General features: G+C 71.9%; 20 protein-coding genes, 1 tRNA gene and 1 pseudogene. 16 read left to right on the top strand and 6 right to left on the bottom strand.

Features of this window, described 5'->3' with window-relative positions; genetic code table 11:
* Nucleotides 1-76: 76 nt before the first annotated feature.
* The 8 genes from AB0L25_RS15965 (at nt 77) to AB0L25_RS16000 (ending at nt 8,356) form a co-directional block, all read left to right on the top strand.
* Nucleotides 77-1,192: a DUF475 domain-containing protein gene (locus AB0L25_RS15965; RefSeq protein ID WP_500172585.1), complete on the top strand. Its 1,116-nt coding sequence runs from the start codon at nt 77-79 to the stop codon at nt 1,190-1,192.
* A gap of 73 nt (nt 1,193-1,265) precedes the next feature.
* Nucleotides 1,266-1,844, top strand: coding sequence for a TerD family protein (locus tag AB0L25_RS15970; RefSeq protein WP_500172588.1), 579 nt, complete (start codon nt 1,266-1,268; stop codon nt 1,842-1,844).
* Nucleotides 1,845-1,872: 28 nt separating this feature from the next.
* Complete coding sequence (locus AB0L25_RS15975; protein WP_500172837.1) at nt 1,873-3,090, top strand: HpcH/HpaI aldolase/citrate lyase family protein; 1,218 nt, start codon at nt 1,873-1,875, stop codon at nt 3,088-3,090.
* Between the two features lie 56 nt (nt 3,091-3,146).
* A complete protein-coding gene (locus AB0L25_RS15980) occupies nt 3,147-4,520 on the top strand; it encodes a phosphoribosyltransferase family protein (protein WP_500172590.1) in 1,374 nt (457 codons plus the stop codon).
* Entirely contained in the window at nt 4,517-5,629 is a 1,113-nt protein-coding gene (locus AB0L25_RS15985) for a cysteine protease StiP family protein (protein WP_500172592.1), read from the top strand. Before AB0L25_RS15980 ends, AB0L25_RS15985 begins: the two co-directional genes overlap by 4 nt.
* Complete coding sequence (locus AB0L25_RS15990; protein WP_500172594.1) at nt 5,626-6,432, top strand: HAD family hydrolase; 807 nt, start codon at nt 5,626-5,628, stop codon at nt 6,430-6,432. Before AB0L25_RS15985 ends, AB0L25_RS15990 begins: the two co-directional genes overlap by 4 nt.
* A 107-nt stretch (nt 6,433-6,539) precedes the next feature.
* On the top strand, nt 6,540-7,847 hold the full coding sequence (locus AB0L25_RS15995; RefSeq protein ID WP_500172596.1) for an amylo-alpha-1,6-glucosidase: 1,308 nt from the start codon (nt 6,540-6,542) through the stop codon (nt 7,845-7,847).
* A gap of 17 nt (nt 7,848-7,864) precedes the next feature.
* The gene (locus AB0L25_RS16000; protein ID WP_125611595.1) at nt 7,865-8,356 is read left to right on the top strand and encodes a hypothetical protein; all 492 of its coding nucleotides are present in this window, start codon (nt 7,865-7,867) and stop codon (nt 8,354-8,356) included.
* Here AB0L25_RS16000 and AB0L25_RS16005 read toward each other — a convergent pair.
* A complete protein-coding gene (locus tag AB0L25_RS16005) occupies nt 8,353-8,622 on the bottom strand; it encodes a YtxH domain-containing protein (RefSeq protein ID WP_500172599.1) in 270 nt (89 codons plus the stop codon). The genes AB0L25_RS16000 and AB0L25_RS16005 overlap by 4 nt on opposite strands.
* Before the next feature lie 150 nt (nt 8,623-8,772).
* Between AB0L25_RS16005 and AB0L25_RS16010 the strand changes: the two genes are divergently transcribed.
* A tRNA-Asn gene (locus AB0L25_RS16010) sits at nt 8,773-8,845 on the top strand.
* Nucleotides 8,846-9,077: 232 nt separating this feature from the next.
* Here the strand turns inward: AB0L25_RS16010 and AB0L25_RS16015 are convergent.
* Together AB0L25_RS16015 and AB0L25_RS16020 are read right to left on the bottom strand one after the other, a co-directional pair.
* Complete coding sequence (locus AB0L25_RS16015) at nt 9,078-9,905, bottom strand: SAM-dependent methyltransferase (RefSeq protein ID WP_500172601.1); 828 nt, start codon at nt 9,903-9,905, stop codon at nt 9,078-9,080.
* 84 nt (nt 9,906-9,989) lie between these two features.
* On the bottom strand, nt 9,990-11,003 hold the full coding sequence (locus tag AB0L25_RS16020) for a DUF5753 domain-containing protein (protein WP_500172603.1): 1,014 nt from the start codon (nt 11,001-11,003) through the stop codon (nt 9,990-9,992).
* Nucleotides 11,004-11,237: 234 nt separating this feature from the next.
* Between AB0L25_RS16020 and AB0L25_RS16025 the strand changes: the two genes are divergently transcribed.
* On the top strand, nt 11,238-12,023 hold the full coding sequence (locus AB0L25_RS16025) for a nucleotidyl cyclase domain-containing protein (RefSeq protein WP_500172605.1): 786 nt from the start codon (nt 11,238-11,240) through the stop codon (nt 12,021-12,023).
* Between the two features lie 49 nt (nt 12,024-12,072).
* Here AB0L25_RS16025 and AB0L25_RS16030 read toward each other — a convergent pair whose 3' ends face one another.
* Nucleotides 12,073-12,879, bottom strand: a complete 807-nt coding sequence (locus AB0L25_RS16030) for a class I SAM-dependent methyltransferase (protein WP_500172607.1) — start codon at nt 12,877-12,879, stop codon at nt 12,073-12,075.
* Between the two features lie 66 nt (nt 12,880-12,945).
* Here AB0L25_RS16030 and AB0L25_RS16035 point away from each other — a divergent pair, with 66 nt between their 5' ends.
* Nucleotides 12,946-13,365 carry a helix-turn-helix domain-containing protein gene (locus AB0L25_RS16035; protein ID WP_500172609.1) on the top strand — a complete coding sequence of 140 codons (420 nt, stop codon included), beginning with the start codon at nt 12,946-12,948 and terminating at the stop codon, nt 13,363-13,365.
* A 137-nt stretch (nt 13,366-13,502) separates the two neighbouring features.
* Here AB0L25_RS16035 and AB0L25_RS16040 read toward each other — a convergent pair whose 3' ends face one another.
* The gene (locus AB0L25_RS16040; RefSeq protein WP_500172611.1) at nt 13,503-13,898 is read right to left on the bottom strand and encodes an ATP-binding protein; all 396 of its coding nucleotides are present in this window, start codon (nt 13,896-13,898) and stop codon (nt 13,503-13,505) included.
* 117 nt (nt 13,899-14,015) lie between these two features.
* Here AB0L25_RS16040 and AB0L25_RS16045 point away from each other — a divergent pair, with 117 nt between their 5' ends.
* From AB0L25_RS16045 to AB0L25_RS16065, 5 genes and pseudogenes are all read left to right on the top strand, one after another.
* Nucleotides 14,016-14,852, top strand: coding sequence for a Scr1 family TA system antitoxin-like transcriptional regulator (locus tag AB0L25_RS16045; protein ID WP_500172613.1), 837 nt, complete (start codon nt 14,016-14,018; stop codon nt 14,850-14,852).
* Nucleotides 14,824-14,997, top strand: coding sequence for a DUF397 domain-containing protein (locus AB0L25_RS16050; protein ID WP_500172615.1), 174 nt, complete (start codon nt 14,824-14,826; stop codon nt 14,995-14,997). Before AB0L25_RS16045 ends, AB0L25_RS16050 begins: the two co-directional genes overlap by 29 nt.
* A 62-nt stretch (nt 14,998-15,059) precedes the next feature.
* A pseudogene (locus AB0L25_RS16055) lies at nt 15,060-15,209 on the top strand (DUF397 domain-containing protein); the annotation flags it as partial.
* Nucleotides 15,210-15,246: 37 nt separating this feature from the next.
* Complete coding sequence (locus AB0L25_RS16060) at nt 15,247-16,020, top strand: hypothetical protein (protein WP_500172617.1); 774 nt, start codon at nt 15,247-15,249, stop codon at nt 16,018-16,020.
* Between the two features lie 158 nt (nt 16,021-16,178).
* Nucleotides 16,179-16,301, top strand: coding sequence for a DUF6939 family protein (locus tag AB0L25_RS16065; protein ID WP_500172619.1), 123 nt, complete (start codon nt 16,179-16,181; stop codon nt 16,299-16,301).
* Here the strand turns inward: AB0L25_RS16065 and AB0L25_RS16070 are convergent.
* Nucleotides 16,276-16,446 (bottom strand): hypothetical protein, encoded by a 171-nt coding sequence (locus AB0L25_RS16070; RefSeq protein ID WP_500172621.1) that lies wholly within the window; start codon nt 16,444-16,446, stop codon nt 16,276-16,278. The two genes, AB0L25_RS16065 and AB0L25_RS16070, sit on opposite strands and share 26 nt — an antisense overlap.
* Nucleotides 16,447-16,611 lie beyond the last annotated feature (165 nt).

Consider the following 16,611-nt stretch of genomic DNA (forward strand, 5'->3'; position numbering starts at 1 on the left):
ACGCGGGCCGGCCGCCGGCCGCCCCCGCGAGCCGGGCGAGACCCGTCCGGCCCAACTGACTAGCAGAAATACTCGTATGATTCTTCGCACCTTCGGGTGGTCCTTCGGCGTCACGGCCGCGGGCCTCGTGGCCGCCTTCTTCTACGGCGGGCCCACGGGGCTCGCGCTCGTCGCGGTCCTGGCCGTCCTCGAGATCTCCCTGTCGTTCGACAACGCCGTCGTCAACGCCAAGGTGCTCGACCGGATGAGCCCCTTCTGGCAGAAGATCTTCCTGACGATCGGCATCGCCATCGCGGTGTTCGGCATGCGGCTGGTGTTCCCGCTCGTCATCGTGGGGATCACCGCCCAGCTCGGGCCGATCGAGGCGTTCGACCTGGCGTTGAACGACTCCGACCGGTACCACCACCTGATGGAGCAGGCCTACCCGACCATCGCGGCGTTCGGCGGCATGTTCCTGATGATGCTGTTCCTCAACTTCGTGTTCGAGGAGCGCGAGATCCACTGGCTGGTGTGGCTGGAGAAGCCGCTCGCGATCATGGGCCGGCTGGACCAGCTCCCGGTCGTCATCGCCGGCGGCGCGCTGGCGCTGGTCGCCTCGATCTGGGCCGACGACCCCGGCGAGGTCATGATCGCCGGCGTGCTCGGCATGGTGACCTACATCCTCGTCAACGGGCTCGGCGAGCTGTTCTCCGAGGCCAGCAGCCTGGACCTCGGCGATGACGACGAGGGCCCCGAGGGCGAGGTCACGATCCGGCGGGGCCCGAGCGACCTCGCCAAGGCCACCGGCAAGGCCGGCTTCTTCCTGTTCCTCTACCTGGAGGTGCTGGACGCCTCGTTCAGCTTCGACGGCGTCATCGGCGCGTTCGCGATCAGCACCGACCCGATCGTCATCGCGATCGGCCTCGGCATCGGCGCCATGTACATCCGGTCGCTGACGGTGTTCCTCGTCCGCAAGGGCACCCTGCACACCTACGTCTACCTGGACCACGGCGCCCACTGGGCGATCGGCGCCCTCGCCGTCTGCATGCTGATCGGCATCGGCGGCCACGTCCCCGAGTGGATCACCGGCGGACTCGGCGCGGGCCTCATCATCGCCGCGTTCATCAGCTCGGTGCTGCGCAACCGGGGGTCGGACGGCGGCTCGGCCGCCGCGTCCGGCGAGGACAAGGAGCTCCACGCCGGAAAGGTCTGACCCCCGCCCCGCCCACCCCGTCCCCCGTCCGACGACTCACGCGAATCCCCATCGATCACCGAAGGAGCCGACGATGTCGATCTCGCTGCAGAAGGGGCAGAAGGTCTCGCTGGCCAAGCCCGGGGGCGGCAGCCTCACCCGCGTCCGGATGGGCCTGGGCTGGGACGCCGTCGCGAAGAAGGGCCTGTTCGGCAAGAGCCGCGCCCAGTCCATCGACCTGGACGCGTCGTGCCTGCTGTTCGACGCCGCCGGGAACCTCGCCGACCAGGTGTGGTTCCGCCAGCTGCAGAGCAAGGACGGGGCCGTCCGCCACACCGGCGACAACCTGACCGGGGAGGGCGAGGGCGACGACGAGGTCATCAACGTCGACCTGCAGCGCGTCCCCGACAACGTCCAGCAGCTCGTGTTCACCGTGAACTCGTTCACCGGCCAGGACTTCTCGCAGATCGCGAACGCGTTCTGCCGGCTGGTGGACGAGGGCACCGGGCAGGAGATCGCCCGGTACGAGCTGAGCGAGGGCGGCCGGCACAACGCGCAGATCATGGCGAAGGTGTCCCGGGACGGGAGCGGCTGGTCGATGACGGCGATCGGCGCGACCGCGACCGGGCGGACCTTCCAGCACCTGCTGCCCGCCGTGTCGGCGCACCTGTGAGCGACCCGAACCGGCGGCCGTGACGGGCATGCACCACCCCGGCACGGAACGTCTCGCGACGCCGGACGAGTGCGCGCGGCGGTCGGCGATGCGGCATTTCGACCATGTCGACGCCGCCCGCCGCAAGCACCTGTTCTACCGGCACCCGCGGTCGTTCACCCGGCACGACGACCCGGCGGTGCTGGCCGTCGCGCTCGGCGCGACGCTCTACACCCCGGCCACCCGCCCGACCCTCGCCGACGACATGGTGAAGGCCGCGCGGCGCGGGGTGAAGAGCATGGTCGTGTGCCTGGAGGACGCGATCGCCGACACCGACGTCGTCCGGGGCGAGGCCAACCTGATCGACGCGTTCGCGGGCCTGCACGCGGGCGGCGCCGCGGCACCGCTGCTGTTCGTCCGCGTCCGCGCCCCCCGGCAGATCGGTGACCTGATCGACCGGCTCGGCGACGCCGCAGAGCTGGTCACCGGGTTCGTGCTGCCGAAGTTCGGCGCGTCCACCGGTGGAGCGTTCCTGGACGCCCTCGCCGACACCGCCGTCCGGACGGGCCTGCGGCTGCTGGCGATGCCGGTCATCGAGAGCCCCGAGACGGTGTACGCCGAGACGCGCGCCGCGATGCTGGACGACATCGCGCGGCTGCTCGCCAAGCACCGCGACCGGATCCTCGCGGTCCGGCTCGGCGCCACGGACATGTCCGCCGCGTACGGGCTGCGCCGCCCGCCGGACCTGACCATCTACGACATCGGGCCGGTGGCGGGCGTGATCAGCGACGTCGTCAACGTGCTCGGCCGCGCCGACGGCACCGGCTTCGTGATCACCGGGCCGGTCTGGGAGTACTTCGCGGCGGGCGAGCGGATGTTCAAGCCGCAGCTGCGCCGCACCCCGTTCGACGAGCAGCGGGCCGCGCCGCTGCGGCAGCGGCTCATCACCTCCGACCTGGACGGGCTGATCCGCGAGGTGCACCTCGACAAGGCGAACGGCCTCACCGGCAAGACGGTGATCCATCCGAGCCACGTCGCGGCCGTCCACGCGCTGTCGGTCGTCACGCACGAGGAGTACTGCGACGCCGCCGACATCCTCGGCGTCGCCGGGGGCGGGGCGATGGCGAGCGCCTACGCCAACAAGATGAACGAGGCGAAGCCGCACCGGGCGTGGGCGGAGCGGCTGATGCTGCGGGCCCGCGTGTTCGGCGTTGCGGCCGAGGACGTCACGTTCGTCGAGCTGCTCGAAGCGGCCGACGTGCGATGATGCGAAATGTGGGGAGGCGACCCGAGATGGCGCGACCCGAGATGGCACGCCCCGACATGACGCGACCCGACACGACGTGGGCCGGCGCGTGGGTCGCGGAGCGGCTCGGCGTGCGGCTGTCGGACGGCGCGCGCCCGGTCGGCGTCGGGCTGTCCGACCTCGTCGGGCTCGCGGTCCGCCGCAACCCGCGTCGCGCGCACCTGCTGGTGTCGGCGGTGCTGGGCAAGCACGTCCCCACCGACCCGCGCCTGGTGTACGGGGCGGGCCTGCTGCTGGGCGATCTCGTGCGCGCGCGCCTGCGCGATGTGGACGCGCCGTCCCGCGCGGGTTCGTTCCTCGGAGACGCCTTGGGCGGCGCGCCGGGTGCGGCGGCCGCGCTACGGGACGTCCTGTGCGAGCCCCGGGAACCCTTGGACGCGATCGTGTTCGGCTACGCGGAGACCGCGACCGCCTTGGGGCACTCCGTGGCGGACGCTCTGGGCGGCGCCTACTACCTGCACTCCACGCGCCGCCCGGTCCCCGGCTTCACCGCGTACGGCGGGTTCGAGGAGGAGCACAGCCACGCCACGAGCCATCTGCTGCTCCCCGCCGACCCCGCCGACCTCGACCGCGGCGTCCCGGTCGTCCTGGTGGACGACGAGCTGTCGACCGGACGCACCGTCCTGAACACGATCGAGGCGCTGCACGCCGTCCGCCCCCGCCGCCGCTACGTCGTGGCCGCCCTCGTCGACCTGCGGGGCGACGCCGACCGGGCCCGCACGGACGCGCTCGCCGCCCGCCTGGGCGTCCGCATCGACGCCGTCGCGCTCGCCGGGGGACGCGTCGAACTGCCCGACGGCATCCTGGACGCCGGGCAGGCGCTCGTGGCGAGCCTCGGCGAGCCCGCGGCGGACCCGCCGGCCCCGGCCGCCGGCGCGCACCCGGTGACGCGGGCCCGGCTCGACTGGCCGTCCGGCCTCCCCGACGGCGGACGCCACGGTTTCCTCCCCCCGCACCGCGCGCGCTTGGAGAAGGACCTGCCGCGCATGGCCGACGCCATCGCGGACGGACTCGGCGACGGCTTCTCCCGCGTGCTCGTCCTCGGCTTCGAAGAGCTGATGTACGCGCCCCTGCGCCTCGCCGAGGCGCTCGCGGACGCCCTGCCGGACGCGGACGTCCGGTACTCGACGACGACGCGCTCGCCCGTCCTCGCCGTGGACGACCCCGGGTACGCCATCCGCACCCGCCTCGCGTTCCCCGCGCACGACGACCCCGCCGACGGGCCGGGGGAGCGGTACGCCTACAACGTGTCCCCGAGGTTCGACCGCATCGTGTTCGTCGTGGACGACGCCGGCGACACCGGCGCCCTCGCCGGCGGCCTCCTGCCCCGGCTGCGGGCGCTCGCCCCGGTGACGGTCGCCGCCGTCCCGTCCCGCAGGAGGCAGGCGTGAAGCCGCTGCACGGCCCGGAATTCGGCAGCTACCCCGCCGCGGACGTCACGTGGCTGCTCAAGGACCTCTCCCACGCGGAACTGGAGGCGCCCACCGAGGAACGCGAGGCCGCGATCCAGGCGGGCCGCGCCCACTACGCGGAGTCCCTGCCCGTCGAGTACCAGCCGGGCCCCGAGTACCGGCGGCTGTTCCACGAGGCCCTGGACGCCTCCGCCGAGCGCATCGCGTACGCGACGGGCCTCGTCACCGAACTGGTCCTCGCCGAGCGCGGCCCGGACGCCGTCCTCGTCTCGCTCGCCCGCGCCGGGACGCCCGTCGGGATCCTGATGCGGGGCTGGGCGCGCTTCGCGCACGGCCTCGACCTGCCGCACTACGCGATCAGCATCGTCCGCGCCCGGGGCATCGACACCGTCGCCCTCCGGTACCTCGCCGACCACCACGACCCGTCCGCGGTGATGTTCGTCGACGGCTGGACGGGCAAGGGCGCGATCACCCGGGAGCTCACCGCGGCGCTCCGCGGGACCCCGTTCCGGCCCGACCTCGCCGTCCTGGCCGATCCCGGGCGCTGCACGCCGCTGCACGGCACCCGCGACGACTTCCTCGTCCCGTCCGCCTGCCTGAACTCGACGGTGTCCGGCCTGGTCAGCCGTACCGTCCTGAACGCCGATCTGATCGGGCCCGGCGACTTCCACGGCGCGAAGTTCTATGCGGACCTCGCCGCCGACGACGTCTCCGCGCTCTTCCTCGACACCGTGCGCGCCCGCTTCGACGACGTCGCCGAACGCGTCGCGAAGGACCTGCCCGGCCTCCGCGCCGCCGACCGGACGCCCGACTGGTCCGGCTGGGAGGCCGTCCGGCGCTGGGCGCGCGCGCAGGGCACCGACGACCTCAACCTCGTGAAACCGGGCATCGGGGAGACGACCCGCGTGCTGCTGCGCCGCGTCCCCTGGAAGATCCTGATCCGCTCCGACGCGGGCCCGGAAGTGACGCACATCCGGCTCCTCGCCCGCGAACGGGGCGTCCCCGTCGAAGAGGTCGGGCCGGACGCCTTCCCGTACGCCTGCATGGGCTTCATCCACCCCAAGTTCGGCAAGGGGGCCGTTCAGTGACCGTCCTGGTGTGCTCCGACCTGGACCGCACGCTCATCTACTCGCAGGCCGCGTTCGCCCTGGACGGCCCGGACGAGGCGATGCCGCGCCTCCTGTGCGTGGAGTTCTACCAGGGGAAACCGCTCTCCTACATGACGGAGGCCGCGGCCCGCACCGTGGAGGCCCTCGCCGCCGCCGCGGTGTTCGTCCCCACCACGACGCGCACGCCCGAGCAGTACCGCCGCGTCCACCTCCTCGAGAAGCCGCCGGCGTACGCGATCTGCGCGAACGGCGGGCACCTGCTGGTGGACGGCGCCGACGATCCCGAGTGGTCCGCGCTCGTCCGGTCCCGGGTGTCCGCCGGGTGCGCGCCGCTCGCCGAGGTCCGGGCGCACCTCACCGGCGTTTCGGGCGACTTCGTCCTCAAGCGCCGCACCGCCTCCGACCTGTTCGCCTACACCGTCGTCGACCGCGCCGCGCTCCCCGCCGGCTGGGTGGACGACCTCACCGGCTGGTGCGCCGACCGCGGCTGGCGCACGTCCCTGCAGGGCCGCAAGGTGTACTGCCTGCCGTCCGGCCTCACCAAGGCCGCCGCCGCCGAAGAGGTCGCCCGCCGCACCGGCGCCGCGACCATGCTCGCCGCCGGCGACTCCCTCCTCGACATCGAACTCCTCGAAGCCGCCGACGCCGCCGTCCGTCCCGCCCACGGCGAACTGCACGACACCGGCTGGACGTCCCCGAGCACGAGCGTCACGGCGTCCGCGGGAGTCCTCGCGGGGCAGGACATCGCGGAATGGCTCCTGGCGCGCGCCACCGCACCGTGAAAAATCACGGGCCTTCCCCGTGAACCGTGGAGAACCGACTTTCGCGGAGGGCTCGTCGCGGCACGGATATGGCGTCACAATCGTCAAGAAGGAGGCCGTCTGAACACATGAGCTCCCGGCTGACCGGAGACGAGACCGCGCTGTGGCAGGCCGCGGCGTGCGTGCTGGACGCCAACTGGACCGGCGCCGCGACCGCCGCGTCGCCCGGCCTCTACCCGCACCAGTGGAGCTGGGACTCGGCGTTCGTCGCCCTCGGCCTCGCCCGGCACCGCCCCGACCGCGCCCGCCGCGAGCTGCTGTCCCTGTTCCGCGGCCAGTGGGCCGACGGGATGCTCCCGCACATCGTGTTCAACTCCGACCTCGACCGGCGCGCGTTCTTCCCCGGCCCCGAACTGTGGTGCAGCGACCGGCAGCCCGCCGCGCCCCGCGGCGTCCGCACGTCCGGCCTCACCCAGCCGCCGCTGCACGCCCTCGTCGCCCTGCGCCTGCACCAGGCCGCGCCCGACCCCGCATTCGCCGCCCGCATCTACCCGATGCTCGCCGCCCAGCACCGCTACCTCGCCCAGGTGCGCGACCTGGAGTCCAGCGGCCTCATCGCGATCTGCCACCCGTGGGAGTCCGGCCTCGACAACAGCCCCGCCTGGGACCGTCCGCTCGGCGCCCTCGAACTGCCGCCGGACGCCTTCGCGCCCGCCCGCGGCCCCCGCGCGCTCCCCACCGGCGAGGACTACGACCGGTACGTCCGGCTCGTCACCCTGCTCCGCGACACCGCCTACAGCCCCGGCCACATCCGCGAGACGCACCCGTTCGCCGTCGAGGACCCGCTCGTCAACGCCGCCTACCTCGCGTCCACGCACGCCCTCGCCGAACTCGCCGAGATCGTCGGCGCCGACCCCGCGCCCCACCGGGAACGCGCCGCGCGCGTCCACCGGGCCCTCCTCGACCGCCTGTGGGACCCCGACACCGGCTGCTTCCGCGCCCGCGACCTGCGCGGCGGCCGGCTCCTGCCCACCGTGACGATCAACGCGTTCGGGCCCCTGCTCGACCCCGAACTGCCCGGCCCGATCGTCCGCGCCCTCGTCGACCTGCTGCTGTCGGCCCGCTTCGCCGGGGCCGCCGGGTACCCGATCCCCACGTGCGACATCCAGTCGCCCTCGTTCGACCGCACCGGCTACTGGCGCGGGCCCACCTGGATCAGCACGAACTGGCTGATCTGGTACGGCGCCCTCGTCCACGGGCTCCCCGTCGTCGCCGACCTGCTGTACGGCTCCACGCTCCGGCTCGTCCGCCAGTCGGGCTTCCGCGAGTTCTTCGACCCGTTCGACGGCTCCGGCCGCGGCGGCCACGACCACTCCTGGTCGGCCGCGCTCGTCCTCGACCTCCTCGGCGCCCGCCGCGCCCCGCGCGCCGCCTGATCGCCTACATTCGGGGCATGCGCCTACTCCGGGGCTCCCTGCCCGCCGACCTCCGCGCCGCGCTCCCGCTCGAGCGGGGCGAGCGCGTCCTCGCCCACGCCCCCACCCGCGGCGGCTCGCACGTCGCCGCCACCACGACGGCCCTGCACCTGCCGACCCCCGAGGGCGGGTTCGCCCGCATCCCCTACGAGCGCGTCGACACCGCCGCGTGGAAGGACGGCTGGCTGCACGTCACCGAGACCTCGCGCGCCGCGCACCACGTGCGGCTCACCGAACCCGGTTCCGTCCCGGAGACGATCCGCGAGCGCGTCACCGCGACCGTCGCCGTCAGCCACCGGGCCGAGCTGCCCGGCGGCGGCGGGGTCCGCATCGCCGGGCGCCGCCCGGCCACCGGCGGCGACGTGCGCTGGACGTTCGTGTTCGACGCGGGCCTCGACCCGGACGACCCGGGCCTGCGCGCCCGCGCCGAGCAGATCCTCGAGGACCTGCGGCGCCAGACGGGCCTCTAACCGGGGTGGACCGTCGGGCGCTCCTGGTGCTCGGCCTGCTCCGGCACGTGCCCCTTCGCGTTGCGCATGTTCCCGGCCTTGCTCTTCGCGGCCCCGGCGAACTCCTCGCCCTTGGCCCGCAGCATGCCGGTGGCCTCCTGCACGTTGGGGTTCTCCTGCAGCTGCCGCGTGAACCGCTTGAGCTGCTCGTAGCGCTCCTGACCGGCCTTCGTCCCGAGGACGTAGCCGATCGCGGCGCCCGCGATGAACGTCATGCGGTGCTTCATGGTGGTTCCAACCCCCGGGTAAGAGCGGATGATGCCGAACCCCATACCCACGATCGCCGTCGCCACCCATAACGCGTGCGCGAACCACCCCCGAGATGCGCTAACCTAGACGCGCCGAGGGGGACCGAAACCCCCCGACGCGCACGACGATCCCGCGTAGCTCAATCGGCAGAGCAGCCGGCTGTTAACCGGCAGGTTATTGGTTCGAGTCCAATCGCGGGAGCCGAGGCGGGGAATCCTGCTCGCTGAGCCCTTCGGGCGTCAGCTTCGCCGGGGCCCGCAGTGCTCGCCCGGGGGCGCCCCCCCGGAACCCCCCGATTCGCTCGGGGGGTTTTCTCGTTCGGGGGTCCGGGGGCTCGAAGGGTGCTTCGCCCCGTCGCACCGAGCGGGGCGTCGCGCCTTACGGTCGGGCGTCCTCCGGTTTCTGGGGCCGTTCTGATGATCATGAGCGGGCGTTAGGTGCGCTTCACTCCGATTCCGCCGAGCGGCTGGACCTGCGGGGGGTCGCCGATGGCCTCCGTCTCCGGACGCCACTCGGAGACGGCCACCAGGCCCGGTGGAAGGAGCTCGAGCCCGGCGAAGAACGTCGCGATCTGCTCGCCGTCGCGGAGCTTGTAGGGGACGGAGCCGCCCTCGTCGTAGCCCTGCTGGGCGGCGGCGAACTCGGGGGAGGCGACGGCGTAGCCGTCGCAGACCGCCAGGTGGCTGCCCGGTGCGAGACCGTCCATGAGGGCGCCGACGATGCGCCGCGCCTCGTCGTCGTCGGTGACGTGGCCGAGCACGCCCATGAAGGTGAGCCCGACCGGCCGGCTCAGATCGAGCGTCCGCTCCGCCGCCTCCAGGATCTTCTCCGGGACGTGCATGTCGGCGTCGACGTAGTCGGTGGCGCCTTCGGGCGTGCCGGTGAGAAGGGCGTGCGCGTGCGCGAGCACCAGCGGGTCGTTGTCGACGTAGACGACCTTCGCGTCGGGGGCGACGCGCTGCGCCACCTCGTGGGTGTTGTCGACGGTGGGCAGCCCCGTGCCGACGTCGAGGAACTGCCGGATGCCGGCCTCCCCGGCGAGGAACCGCACCGACCGCTTGAGGAAGCCGCGCGTCAGGCGCGCGATGTCGAGGATGCCGGGGAACGTCCGGACGTATTCGTCGCCCGCCGCCTGATCGACCGGAAAGTTGTCCTTACCGCCGAGCCAGTAGTTCCAGATGCGCGCGGAGTGCGGGACCGAAGTGTCGATTTCGGACAGCTCGTTTTCAGCCTCGGCCCAGGGGAAGTCGCCGTTCGTCACGTGCTCTCCAAGGTGGGGGGAGCCCCCATCCTCTGCGGTGCTCCCCGTGCGGGCAACCCCGGCACGGAGACCGGTGACGGCCGTTCACATCCCGTTGATCAGCCGTTCGATGATGTGCCGGGACACGTGGCGGGGATGCGCCATGATCGCGAGGTCGTTGAATCGCCTGAGGTATTCCGCGCGTATATGGAGGTCGGCCGGATAGAGCGCGCCATCGTCGTGCTCCAAATAAACGGTGTCGGGTATGCCCTCGTGGTCGAAGCGCAAAATCGTGATGGGCCCGCTCGCCAGATGGGCGGCGCGGGCGTTCACCGGGACGACCTGGACCGGCATGTGGGACGGCGCGTCGAGCAGGTGCCGCAACTGCCGTTTCATGACGGCCGTGTCGATGGCCGGGTTCGCCAGCGCCAGCCCGTTGACGAGCGCCCATACCCGGCGGCCGCCGTACGGCATGAGCTTCTGGCGCAGCATCCGCAGTTCCACCCGCCGGCGGACCTCGGCGTCGGACGCGTCGCCGTGCCGGAGTCGGACGACCGCCTCGGTGTACTCCTCGGTCTGCAGGAGCCCGGGAATGTAGGCGGTCTCGTAGCAGCGGACGTCCCCGCAAAGCGGTTCGAGGTTGAGGAAGCGCCGGAACGACGGACCCACGACGTCCGCGTACGCGGCCCACCAGGTCGCGAGCGGGTCGATCTCGGGGTCGGGCGGCGGTGCCGCCGGCCCGGTCTCCACGTCGGCGCCGGCGGGCTCCATGCGGAGTCGGCGCAGCCTGCTCTCGGTCCGGTCGTAGACGTCCTGCCAGTCCTTCAGCGTGCCGAGCGGAGCCGGGTCGACCTTGTTGTCGACGGCCGCCGCGACGAGGACCGCCCACAGGTTGACCACCCACGGCCACGACGGCAGGCTCTGCCGGCGCGTGGTGCGCGCGTGCGCGTGGAACGTCGACTTCGAGACGAACCCCAGGGGCTCTCCATGGATGCCCGGCTTTCCGGTGAGCCGTAAGGAAAGCCGTTCGGTGGCGGCGAAGTTCACCTTTGCGATTTCCAAGGCCCTCTCCAGGAGGCTGCGGAACTCGGCGAGGATCGCGGCGCGTCGTGGGTCCAATGAGAATCTCGTTCTGTAAAGGGGGAATGCTCCTGGTCGAGGGTAGCGTCCCAGTGGCGTGACGGGACGACAGTGTCATCTGCCATAGAACGTGATTCTGTTCAGGCGCCGGCGGGCGGCCATGCAAGATCGTTCTTCTCTCTTCTTCTACATGCCCGGAAAGTCGGTACGAACCGGACTGATCGCCTCCATGATTCGTCCCATCTTCGATGCGTCGACCAGAGAGGCCCGTGCGTGTTGCCCCTGTTGCCGGTATTCGACGCCGACGAGGCGTGCTGGCGGGACGTGGCCCGGCTGCTGTTCAGCTCCTGGGCCGTCCGCACCGGCCGGACCCTGCCGCATGTGCCGGTGTCGGAACTGACTCCCGGGCAACTCGAGGACTTCTGGGCCGACGACGAAGCAACGGACGTCCATATCGACTCGAAGGAGAGTTGTATGCGCACATCTCTGGTCGCCGTCGACATCGTCGGCTTCGGCGCCCGGCCCCGCGACGCGGGCCTGCGCCGGCGGCTGCGCCTGGGCATGTACCAGGTGCTCGGCGACGCCTTGAAGATCACCGGTTTGGCGCTGGACGACTGCCACCGAGAGGACCGCGGCGACGGGGCGCTGATCGTGTTCCCGGCCGACATCGACCCGAACGTCCTCCTGGACCCGCTCGCGTACCACCTGACCGCGGTCCTGCGGCGCGAGAACCGCTACGCCGGGCCGAACGCCCGCCTGCGGCTCCGCCTGGCGGTCCACCACGGGCCCGTCGTCCGCGACGCCCACGGCGTGGCCGGCGACACCGCGCTGGAGCTGTTCCGGCTCCTGGACGCCCGCGCGTTCAAGAACCTGCTGGACGCGCACCCCGACGCCGAGGCCGGCCTGATCGTCCCCGACCGCCTGTTCGCCGAGGCGGCGGGCCAGGGCGGGCTGATCATGCCCGAGGCGTACGGGCGCCTCCGCGTCGTCAGCAAGGGCATGCGCATCGAGGCCCGCGTCTGGATGCCGCCGGTGCTCCAGCCGCGGAGGACCGCATAGAGCCGGCCGAGCGCCCCGCCCGGCGCGTCCGGACGGGGCGTCGCACGTCTCAGGAGGCCCGGGCGGCGATCGTCCAGAGGGCCGCGGTGAACCGCACCTCGTCGCCGTGCACGTACGGGTCGAACGCGGCCCGCACCGTCTCGACGACCTCCTCGCGCGCCGCCTCGTCCACCTCGTGCATCACCAGGCCCAGCGGCCCGAACCGCGTGATGTAGGTGACGAGCTCCTTCTCGGGCATGACGCACTCCACGTCGACCGGCCGGATGTCGACGTCGCCCCAGCCGCCGTCCTCCAGAATGCCGCGGACCTTGTCGGCGTCGGCGAACGCGAACTGCCCGGGCGCGTCCGGCCGCCGCTCGGGGATGTTCGGCACCAGCGGCGCCGCCGCGCGCTCGGCCGTCGTCATGTACGGGTTCTCCTCCGCGCCGCGCCACACCACGAGCCGCAGCGCGCCCCCGTCCCTCGTGGCCCGCCGCAGGTTCGCGAACGCCTTCACCGGGTCGCCGAAGAACATGACGCCGAAGCGCGACATCACCGTGTCGAACGACCCCGGCTCGAACGCGTGGTCTTCCGCGTCGGCCCGGACGAACCGGGCCTCGACCCCCGCCCGCTCGGCACGGGCCCGCGCCGCCTCGATCATCGGCTCCGAGATGTCGATCCCCGTGCACTCCGCCCGCCGCGCCACCGCCACGGTCGTCGAGCCCGTCCCGCACCCCACGTCGAGCACCCGGCCCCCGTCCGGAACCGCCTCGACGATCAGCTCCTCGATGGGCTTGAACAGCTCGTCCACCAGGCCCTGGGTCTCGACCCACGCCTGCCCGGCGTTCTTGTTCCAGTGCGACGCCGCTTCCGCCACGTCCGCCTCCTTGACTTCGCGATCCGTTGCCACCACTCTGCTACTTGAAGTCGACTTGAGGTCAAGATGGACATGGACATCGCCGAGGTGGCGCGGCGCGCAGGCGTCCCCGCCTCGACCCTGCGGTACTACGAAGGCCGGGGTCTGATCGCCTCGTCCGGACGGCGGGGCCTGCGCCGCCAGTTCGACCCCGGCGTGCTGGAGCGGCTCGCCCTCATCGCCCTCGGCCGCGCCGCGGGCTTCTCCCTGGACGAGATCGCCCGCATGTTCGGGCCGGACGGGCGCCCCGCCATCGACCGCGAGATGCTCGCCGCGAAGGCCGGCGAACTCGACCGGAAGATCGCGGAACTCGACGTCCTGCGCGACTCCCTGCGCCACGCCGCCGCCTGCCCCGCGCCCCGCCACACCGAGTGCCCCACCTTCCGCGCCATCCTGCACGACGCCCTGCCCGGCCGTATCCCCCGGAGACAGGGCCTCAACGCATAGCCACACCGCCCGCGAGGCCGCGTACCGGTCGGCGGCCCCCGTCATGTCCTGCCGCCGGGCGAGGTCGAACGCCTCGTGCATCCGCCCGATCGCCTCCCGCCGCAGGTAACGCACGACGAGGAAACGGACGGGACCGGTCAGCAGTCGCACTTCGCCCAGACCGCCTTCGCGCCCCCGTTCAACTCCCGGACGCCCCACTCCCGCGTCAGCGCGGACACCAGCGGCAGCCCGCGCCCCGACGTCGCGGCGTGATTCTCCGGCCGCACCACCGGACGTCCCGTCCCCGCGTCCCAGACGTCGATGACGACGAGCCCGTCCCGCTCGTCCCGGAACACCCGGACCACGATCGGGCCCGCGCCGTGCCGCAGCGCGTTCGTGACGAGCTCGCAGACGACGAGCCGCCCCGTGAAGTCGTCGGGTATCCCCAGCTCCAGGAACACCCCGGACACGAACCGCCGAGCCGCCCCCGGCGCCCGCTCGTCCGCCTCCAGCACCAACGTGGGCACCTCCGGCGCGATAGCCGTACCTGACATGCGCGTGACCTCCGTGTCGGAGAATGTGTGAACCACGACACAGAGTCACGCAACGCGCTTACGCTGGGGTGTGTACCGAGCGCACTCGTAACAACACGAGACGTGTGGAGAACGCCCGTGGCGACCAACCCTCCCCCCGACCCCAAGCGCAGCATGTGGGACTTCATAGCCTTCTACCTGCGCTTCTGCCGTAACCAGCGCGGCCTGTCCGGCGAGGCCGTCGGCCGCGTCATCAAGACGAGCAAGGCGACCGTTTCCCGCATCGAGAACGGCGTGGACCGCCTCGACGGGCAACGCGCCGCCCTCCTGGACAAGGAGTGGAATACAGGCGGCGTCTTCTCGCTCCTGGTCTGGTACGCCAGCATCGGCCATGATCCCCAGTGGCTGGCCGAATACAAGACCTTCGAGCAGCAGGCCCGCATGATCAGGATCTTCGAGCCGTCGCTGATAACCGGCCTCCTCCAGACCGAGGACTATGCCAGGGCGCTATTCCTGGGCGGGGGTGCCTCGGATCCGGACCCGGCGGTTGCAGAGCGGGTAGGGCGCCAAACCATTCTCGACTCCGCGTTCGTCATGGTGCTGCTGAGTGAGAGCGCCCTGCGCTGGCCGGTGGGGAGCCCAAAGATCATGCGTGCACAGCTTGCGCACATTCTGGACGTGGCGAGCCGACCCAATGTGGTCGTCCACGTGATCCCGCAAACATTCGCCACCGGGGCCTATCCCGGGTTGGACGGCGGTTTCAAGCTTGTGACCGGCGATGACTTCGGGGAGGTGGTCTACACCGAATCCCTCGGGGGTGGCCGTCTTATATCGTCGCCAGTGGAGGTCGCGGAGTTTGCGATCACCTTCGCTCGGATCAGTGCCAAGGCCATTGCTGAGCATCAGTCCGCAGCGTTGATCAAGCAGGTGATGGAGGCGTTCGGTGATGACGACGTGGCGCAAGAGCAGCTATAGCGGCACCCAGGTAGGAAGCGAGTGTGTTGAGGTTGCTCGCTTCGCCGAGGAGATCGCTGTACGCGACTCCAAGGCGCCGGAGGCTGGGCACCTTGCGTTGGACCGCCAGGTGTTCCGGGCGCTGCTGGCCGAATTGAAGCGCTGACCTGCCCCGGTTCGTTCGTGGGACGGTGATTCGTGATGGACGCCGGGTAGCGCAAGAGCAGTCACAGCGGGACCCAGGCCGGGAGTGCTTGTGTCGAGGTGGCTCAACTCGTCGATGGCGTCGGCGTCCGTGACTCCAAAGCGCCGGAGGCGGGGCACCTGACGCTGGAGCGCCAGTCCTTCCGGGCGTTGGTGGCCGCGTTGAAGCGTTGACGCTCGCATCTGTGCGCCGGGTTGGGATGATCGTCGGGTGACGATCGTTAAGCTGCCGGATCCGCGTGCGGTGCTCGCGGAGACCGACTGGGACGCGCTGGACAGCGCCTTTCCCGAGCGGGGGTCCGACCATCCCTGGGGAGCGGTGCCGTCCACGCCGGTGGCGTTGGCGGCTCTGACCTCCGGCGACCGGGAGGCCGTCGCCGGTGCCCTCTTCCACCTCGCCGACAACCTTCTCCACCAGGGGACGATCTACGGGCAGACGGGCCCGGCGGCGCTGTATGTCGCCGCGCTCCTCGCGGACCCCGGCAGCCGGGACGCGCTGACTCCCGAGTGGGAGGCCGGCCGGGTGCCGCTGCGCCTCAAGCTGCTGGACTGGCTCGCGGCGGTGGCCGATCTGGCGAGCGATGCCGAGGAGGCGCGCCGGAAACGATGGGTGCCCTCGTGGGGCACACTGACCGGTGTGCGGGAGGTCCGCGCGTTGCGTCCGGCCTTGTTCCCGGGGGTGTCCGCCTGCTTCGCCGATGGTGATCCGGACGTCCGGGAGGCGGCTATCGCGGCGGCGGTTCCGCTGCTGGACGCTCCCGAGTTGGTCCACCACCGGGCGACACTCGCTCCCGTCCTGCGCAGTGAGCTCGCCGTCAGCTCCGACCGGGGTTACCGGTTCGCCGCGGTGCGCGGCCTGCGGTCGTGGGGCGAGGACACCTCGATGCTGGACGCCCACACGGAGATGCTCGAGTACGAGAAGCGCGAGGCGGAGCGGCGCGCGAACTTCCCCACCTCCTCGTCGGCGGACGAGCCGCCGTTCTGATCTGGGCGGTCGCTTGTGCTCGCCGTGGGAGGGGCACGTGAGGCTCGTCGTGTATTCGGAGGCGGGTGGGAGTGTGGGGGGATGGCGATCTGGGTGGCGAGCCGGCGGCGGGGGGCGAAGTCGCTGGAGGCCGAGTTTCCGGCGCGGCCGTTCTGGACGTGACGTCGAAGGGGCCCGAGCCCTGGGTGCGGTTCAGTCCGTTCTGGCCGCACGGGGCGTGCCCGTCCCGGGACGCGGCGCTCGTCCGGTCGTGGGTCAGCTCTGGGGACGTCGGCCGCTGAAGATCCCGAGGACGCCCCACGCGCCGCCGACGACGATCGCGCCGACCGCGGCGATCACCCCGAGGGACTCGACGTCCAGCACCGCGAGCAGGGCGATGACGAGACCGTAGGCGATCGTCACGGCGAGCAGGATGTTCTTGTTCATGCCCTTGATGTTCGGCCGGGAGGTGGGACAGTGGTATCCACCGAACGGTGGACGGGATGGGCATGGCCGGTCCGGAGGCGGCGCGGGCCGAAGACGTGTGGCACCGCGCGTATCCCCTGTGGGAAGCGTATTTCGCGATGGTGCTGGTCGGCGCGGTCGCGCTGA

This window comes from Spirillospora sp. NPDC052242 (assembly GCF_040679555.1).
Classification (GTDB): Bacteria; Actinomycetota; Actinomycetes; order Streptosporangiales; family Streptosporangiaceae; genus Spirillospora.

Coding starts and splice junctions, on each gene's coding strand:
- AB0L25_RS15965 (WP_500172585.1), top strand. CDS start 77: ATGATTCTTCGCACCTTCGGGTGGTCCTTCGGCGTCACGGCCGCGGGC.
- AB0L25_RS15970 (WP_500172588.1), top strand. CDS start 1,266: ATGTCGATCTCGCTGCAGAAGGGGCAGAAGGTCTCGCTGGCCAAGCCC.
- AB0L25_RS15975 (WP_500172837.1), top strand. CDS start 1,873: ATGCACCACCCCGGCACGGAACGTCTCGCGACGCCGGACGAGTGCGCG.
- AB0L25_RS15980 (WP_500172590.1), top strand. CDS start 3,147: ATGACGCGACCCGACACGACGTGGGCCGGCGCGTGGGTCGCGGAGCGG.
- AB0L25_RS15995 (WP_500172596.1), top strand. CDS start 6,540: ATGAGCTCCCGGCTGACCGGAGACGAGACCGCGCTGTGGCAGGCCGCG.
- AB0L25_RS16000 (WP_125611595.1), top strand. CDS start 7,865: ATGCGCCTACTCCGGGGCTCCCTGCCCGCCGACCTCCGCGCCGCGCTC.
- AB0L25_RS16005 (WP_500172599.1), bottom strand. CDS start 8,622: ATGAAGCACCGCATGACGTTCATCGCGGGCGCCGCGATCGGCTACGTC.
- AB0L25_RS16035 (WP_500172609.1), top strand. CDS start 12,946: ATGGACATGGACATCGCCGAGGTGGCGCGGCGCGCAGGCGTCCCCGCC.
- AB0L25_RS16040 (WP_500172611.1), bottom strand. CDS start 13,898: ATGTCAGGTACGGCTATCGCGCCGGAGGTGCCCACGTTGGTGCTGGAG.
- AB0L25_RS16050 (WP_500172615.1), top strand. CDS start 14,824: ATGACGACGTGGCGCAAGAGCAGCTATAGCGGCACCCAGGTAGGAAGC.
- AB0L25_RS16070 (WP_500172621.1), bottom strand. CDS start 16,446: ATGAACAAGAACATCCTGCTCGCCGTGACGATCGCCTACGGTCTCGTC.